Below are 5,593 nucleotides of genomic sequence, written 5' to 3'. Positions count from 1 at the left end.
AGGACCACCGGACGACCACGATGCTGGCGGCGGTGCTTCTCTTGAAGGCTTCATGCATAAGCACGATACAGAAGAGGAACACGCGGCGGTGGTGGAAACGCCGGCGCACGACCACGATCATGGCGCGACCTCGCCCGCCGATCAGCAAGACCCGCTGGCCGCGCTGATGGAACAGTACGTCCACGCGCACGACGACGCGGAGGTGAATACTTTTCACGAAGAATCGACCCGCAGTCTGCTGAAAATGGCGCTGGAGCAGATGTGGCAGTCGGAACTGCACCTGCGGCTGTACGAACCCGAAAAGGCGCTGCCCTATGAGAACAAAGCTCTGGAATACCTCAAAACCGCCCAGCAAAAAGCCCGCACCTACGTTAAGAAAAGCGGCTTCGACCCGCCGCCTTTGAAAATAAAGGAAACCCGGCTGACGGGCGATCTGGATAAAATTAACGAAAGCTACCGCCAGGAACGGAATTACGAGCGCGAACAACTGGCCACAAGAGTGGGTCGAGTGCTTGGCTATCTGGAACTCCCGAAACTTTTGGCGGCGCAGCAGCGCGACGTGCAGCAAGTCGGCACGCAACTGGCCGAGACGACGATCAATAGCGGTCTGAAAAATTGGGCCGTGCTGGGCGATTTGCAAAAACTAGCCAGCGGCAAAAAGCTAACGATGAAGGAGAAAGCGCGGGCGAAAGCCTTCCTGCTATCGCTGTCCAACCCGACCTGGCAAACCAACTCTTCCCACCGCAGCGAACCCAAACTGGAAGCCGCCTTCTGGCGACGGCTCTTATGATTTCTTTCGATTTTTCCTTCAATCCGTCTGATTCGCTGCACTGGATAGTTCTTATTTTGCTGGCGGCTTTTCCGGTGGTAGTTGTCGGGCTTTTGTGGAAAAATACAACGCTGCCGCCGCGCCGGAAGTGGCTGCGGGGCGCATTAAATGGGCTATTGTGGTTAGTACTTTTGGGCTACTTACTACAACCTACCTGGACGACAGCCGTAAATTCCCGACGGGCTTTGCTGGTGGGGCGGGACGTCCCCGCCGCCGTGGCCCGGCAGTTTCAGGATAGTTTGGGGATAGGGGAACGGTTTGGCGCGTCCGAATTTTTGAAGAAAAAACTTACGACTCAGTTCGATTCGGTGACGCTGCTGGGGCAGGATTTTCCGACGAGTCTGCTGGCCCAAATTGGTTCTGGAGCGATGGATTGGCAACCGTACTTCCCCAAAAATCAAGTCCAAAACCTGAGTTGGCGGGGCATTGTCCGGCAGGGCGAAATGCAGCGCGTTTCGGGTGTTGTTGAAACTGCCGAAAAGCAGTGGATAAAAATAAAATACGCCGGAGAAACGCTGGACAGTGCGCAGCTTTCGGCGGGAACGAATTCCTTCGCGCTAAGCTTCCCGACCTTTACCGAAGGCCGTACCTCCACCGAGCTTTTTATAGGCGAGAATTTCGTGGATACGCTGCGTTTCTTTGGCCGTCCGCGTCCGAAGTTGGCCTACCAATTTATCCTGGACAGCCCGGATTTCGAGAGCCGTACCCTGGCCGAATGGCTGGGACGACAAGGCAACGCCGTGACCGTGACGACGACCGTTTCCAAGGGAATTCAGCAAAGTACTACGATCAACAAAGGCGTAGCGAAAGGCGCGTTGCCCGATATAATCATCACCGACCCAAGCAACGCGGGAAATTCATTAGTAAAAAAAGCCTTAGCCGCCGGGAAAAGCGTTCTGCTCATAGGATTGACCCAGCCAGAGGCGAATACTGCCGCCGTAAACCGCGCGTTAGGAACGGGTTTTTCGGCAAAAAGAACGACTTCCGAAGCAGCCATTATACTCGCGCCTAACCTAACGACTGCTCCTTATAAGTTCAACGAAGCATTGCCGCAACTACTCGCTGCCAACTACCCTGTAGCGGTCTGGAATAAGGCGGGAAAAGTAGGCGTGAGTTTGTTAAATGAGACCTTCCCTCTCAAACTAAGTGGCGACAGCCTGGCTTACGCAAAAGTTTGGAACACAGTACTGGCGCAAGTTCAGCCGCCTTTGGATCACACGCTGACGGCGGACGCGCCTTTGTTCAAAGGCTTAGTGGGCAAACTGGCGCTCAATGCGGACTCAGATTTACCAAAAAAACTATCTATCACCAAAGACACGGTGGCTCTATCGATCTCTCCCCTAAATGAACGCACGGCGGCTGTAGAATACCTATTCGGACAAGCGGGTTGGGTCGCCATAAATGATTCAGCCGAAGTGTTCGTGGCGGATTCTACCTCGAATTTATTTCCAGCCCGACTCTTAAACGACTACCTCCGGGCGCAACGGGCGGCAAGGTTTTCGACAATCAAGCCAAATGCCAGGCCCCAAAGGCAGGAGAAAGTAAGCGATTGGGTGTGGCTGGCGCTATTCGTAGCGAGTTGCGCCGCGCTTTGGATAGAGCCCAAACTACCCAACTCATAAACTCCCCTCAGGGGATCTTCTCGAATACAAACAGGTCCACAAACTCCCATCCGTCTCCTTTTTTGCTTCCCCTTCGGATCACGAGCTGGTCTTTCTTCCTCCGCTCGTAGATAATTCGCACCGAGGCATCGTCTTTCTCGAAAAGGGCTTCATTTTTCTTGGCGGATAAGAAAACGTAGTGGTCATGCTTGTCCTTATCTTCCAAACCGATCATACCCGGCTTGAAGTGCTTCACCATCGCTACGGGACCGTTGTCGGTTTGTTCAAAAACGAACAGCTCATACATCGTCCCCTTGTTGTCTTTCATCATGCGAATATAACCCACGATGTTGTCCCCTTTCGGAGCCGACCAAGAGGCTTCGATGGGGCCGCCATTGAAAGTACCCAGCCAGTGGCCTTCGAGGAAATTAATGTCATCGAGGGTACCTTTCTGGGCCTGAGCGGGGATAGCGAGAAACAGGCTCAGAACGAAAAGGGCAAGTAGGTAGGGGCGAGGCGCGTTTTTGAATTGCATGGAAACTTGGGGTTAGTTATTGATCGTCGCGGTGGCGGTTGAGTTGGAGGTCCCAATATACAAACCTTACATTGACCAGCGGAGTATTTTGCTAGGCTTTGTACCTGCCTATTTGATTCAATTCTTTTTGGAGAGTTACAAGAAAATCGTCTGTACTTCTTTTGTACAGTACGAAATCGGGTGTATAACTACCTACGTTGGGATCTGAGCCGTAAGGCTGAACTCTCAGAAGCCGCCCACAAACCGATCCTTAAGCAGCAACAGCTCGACCTAATTGGCCAACCTTTCCTTCTTCACCTTACGCTTGACATCGCGCTTCAGCTTGTCGTTGGCTGTAATGACAACTTCCACCCGCCGATTTAGCGCTTGTTTGTCTGGTTCGGTGGCGATTGGTTGAGTTTCGCCGTATCCGACTGATTCGAGCCGCCTTGATTTTACATTTTTGGCTTTGAGATAAGTCGATACTGCCATTGCGCGCTTCTCGGATAAATTCTGATTGTAGCTGTCCGTGCCTTTGCTGTCCGTGTGCCCTTCGACCAGGATGTCGGTATCCTCGTATTCGTTCAAAACTTCCGCCACATTGTCAAGGTTTTTCCGGGTTTCAGCCGTCAACGCGTAAGAATCGAAGTCGAAAAGCAGACCGGAGTCGAAAGTCATCTTGATGCCTTCGCCGATTCGTTCCACCTTGGCACCTTTTACTTTTTCCTTTAGCTTGCGGGCTTGGTTGTCCATGTACAGCCCGATCAATGTTCCTGCAGTGCCGCCCACGGCAGCACCTATGATCGCTCCGACGGCCGTGTTGCCCGATTTGTTGCCGATGACCGCTCCGGCAACCGCCCCGGTTCCGGCGCCGATGATGGCCCCTTTCTCCTGATTTGAAAGCTTGCTGTTCTTACAGGAAGGCAGGGAACATACACTAAATACCAGCAGGAAGAGAAGGCTTCTGTTTACGATTTTCATATGTTTCAAATTTTCTAAGAAAATAATGGAGGTGTTTTCTAAGAAAATAATGGAGGTGTTTTAAAATATCACAAAGCCCAAAGTGGCTTGAAAAAGGTTGCTCTTCCGTTTCAACTGAGAATTGAAATTAGAAGATGCGGTGTTGGTGTCGATGATGTTGGATGCATTCCCTTCGTACCGGAGATCAAGGTTCAAGTTACCAATGTCGAAACCGACACCTACCTGGTAGCCGAGGGCCGCCCGCTTGAAGTTGTCTTCTACCCCGGTGGCTCCGACCTCATTGAGTGCGTCCCGCAGTCCGCCGTTTTCCGATAAGCGCAACGAAGCGATTGGCCCGGCGTTGATTCGAAGCACATCGCCGATCCGGATACCGAAAAGTACCGGAACGTCGAGGTTGGAAAACCGCACCTTGACCGCATTATCCTGGTTGCCGACTCCGCTTCGAAAGACGTTGAAAGTACCTCCTTTCTGGGAAAGCAGTACCTCCGGCTGAATGAAAATTGAACTTCCCAGCCGGAAAAATAGGCCCCCCACGAAGCCGGTAAGGCGGGTACTTTTGTCGCCGATTCGCACCGAGGGGTCGTTGGTAGAGACCAGGTCATCACCCGAAAGACCGGATAAATTTGTGCCTGCCTTGATGCCTATTTTGAAATTCCGGCTCTGGGCAATCGCAGATGATGACGCGAATAGTACCAAGAGCAGTACCAGATGAAAGCTGTTTGTTCTTCTCATGGTCGTTATAGATTTGTTGATTTCAAACACGGATATAAAATATCGTTCCAGACCGAGTGACGCGGACGTTTGCAAGGGATAAAATAATTAGTGTGGGTTGACGGCTGCGAATAGTTTGCTATCAATAGTTCGTGTTTATGGCTTTACTTAAAAAAAATAAAAAAATTCTTCTATCCTTGTAAGGAGTTTCTGCGCCTTCGCTTGTCTTATACCTGAACAGTCCACAATTCGATTTTTCATAAAATTCTAATTGTCAGCCCAGAAGAAGTTATGGAGGACGCTTACCACAGGACTTCCGGTATTGAAAAGGACGAAATAGGAAGTAAACCGCTTCTTTCACCCCGTTTGGCTCCAAAGGAGTCCGGTTTTGCGATAACCCCGGATGATGAGCTGTTCATTCGAAAGACGTTGAACGACGCCCGCCGAGGCGTCGAACTGCTCTACATCCGCTATTACCAACCAATGTGTACGCATGCCGTGAAGTTTGTCGGCTCACGCGAGGTGGCCGAGGACCTGGTTTCGGAAATATTTTTTCGCTTCTATTCTCAAAATACCTTCCTCGACATCGATACATCTTATCGGCTGTACTTGTTCCGAACGGTTCGCAACCGGGCGTATAACTACCTGCGTTGGGATCTGAGCCGTAAAGCTGAACTCTCGGAAGCTGCCCAGAAACCAATTCTTAAGGAGCAGCAGCCCGACCAGATCAGTCAGTTTGAAGAACTTTACCATGATGTGGAGGAAGCCGTCAACAAACTCCCCGTTGAGCGCCGCCGCATCTACCTCATGCGCAAGTTCGACGGCATGAAGTACCAGGAAATCGCCGATGAACTGCACCTCTCCGTCAAAACCGTAGACGTGCAGCTCAACCGAGCCAACCAGTTTGTGCGGGGACAATTGAGGGAGAAGTGGCTTCTATAATTTTGAATGTGAGAA

At 51.4% G+C, this 5,593-nt stretch carries 5 protein-coding genes and 1 pseudogene; 3 read left to right on the top strand and 3 right to left on the bottom strand.

Going from position 1 to position 5,593, the window contains the following annotated elements:
- Positions 1 to 790 (top strand): annotated as a pseudogene (locus tag ACEW8P_RS21355) (hypothetical protein); the annotation flags it as partial.
- Positions 787 to 2,451 (top strand): hypothetical protein, encoded by a 1,665-nt coding sequence (locus tag ACEW8P_RS21350; protein WP_373515097.1) that lies wholly within the window; start codon positions 787 to 789, stop codon positions 2,449 to 2,451. The pseudogene ACEW8P_RS21355 and the gene ACEW8P_RS21350, both read left to right, overlap by 4 nt.
- Before the next feature lie 7 nt (positions 2,452 to 2,458).
- Here the strand turns inward: ACEW8P_RS21350 and ACEW8P_RS21345 are convergent, their stop codons facing one another.
- From ACEW8P_RS21345 to ACEW8P_RS21335, 3 genes are all read right to left on the bottom strand, one after another.
- Positions 2,459 to 2,965, bottom strand: coding sequence for a DUF6265 family protein (locus ACEW8P_RS21345; RefSeq protein WP_373515096.1), 507 nt, complete (start codon positions 2,963 to 2,965; stop codon positions 2,459 to 2,461).
- Positions 2,966 to 3,235: 270 nt separating this feature from the next.
- Positions 3,236 to 3,925, bottom strand: coding sequence for an OmpA family protein (locus ACEW8P_RS21340; RefSeq protein WP_373515095.1), 690 nt, complete (start codon positions 3,923 to 3,925; stop codon positions 3,236 to 3,238).
- Positions 3,926 to 3,985: 60 nt separating this feature from the next.
- Positions 3,986 to 4,657 (bottom strand): porin family protein, encoded by a 672-nt coding sequence (locus tag ACEW8P_RS21335; RefSeq protein ID WP_373515094.1) that lies wholly within the window; start codon positions 4,655 to 4,657, stop codon positions 3,986 to 3,988.
- Positions 4,658 to 4,927: 270 nt separating this feature from the next.
- Here ACEW8P_RS21335 and ACEW8P_RS21330 point away from each other — a divergent pair, with 270 nt between their 5' ends.
- Entirely contained in the window at positions 4,928 to 5,578 is a 651-nt protein-coding gene (locus tag ACEW8P_RS21330; protein ID WP_373515093.1) for an RNA polymerase sigma-70 factor, read from the top strand.
- Positions 5,579 to 5,593: the final 15 nt, after the last annotated feature.

Origin of the sequence: Persicitalea sp., from assembly GCF_041751555.1 — a bacterium.
GTDB lineage: Bacteria > Bacteroidota > Bacteroidia > Cytophagales > Spirosomataceae > Persicitalea.
Note: the sequence above shows the minus strand (reverse complement) of the source record. Positions and strands in the feature narration are given on the sequence as shown.

Excerpts from the sequence above, each read along its gene's own strand:
- ACEW8P_RS21335 (WP_373515094.1), bottom strand. The coding sequence starts at position 4,657 with ATGAGAAGAACAAACAGCTTTCATCTGGTACTGCTCTTGGTACTATTC.
- ACEW8P_RS21345 (WP_373515096.1), bottom strand. The coding sequence starts at position 2,965 with ATGCAATTCAAAAACGCGCCTCGCCCCTACCTACTTGCCCTTTTCGTT.
- ACEW8P_RS21340 (WP_373515095.1), bottom strand. The coding sequence starts at position 3,925 with ATGAAAATCGTAAACAGAAGCCTTCTCTTCCTGCTGGTATTTAGTGTA.
- ACEW8P_RS21350 (WP_373515097.1), top strand. The coding sequence starts at position 787 with ATGATTTCTTTCGATTTTTCCTTCAATCCGTCTGATTCGCTGCACTGG.
- ACEW8P_RS21330 (WP_373515093.1), top strand. The coding sequence starts at position 4,928 with ATGGAGGACGCTTACCACAGGACTTCCGGTATTGAAAAGGACGAAATA.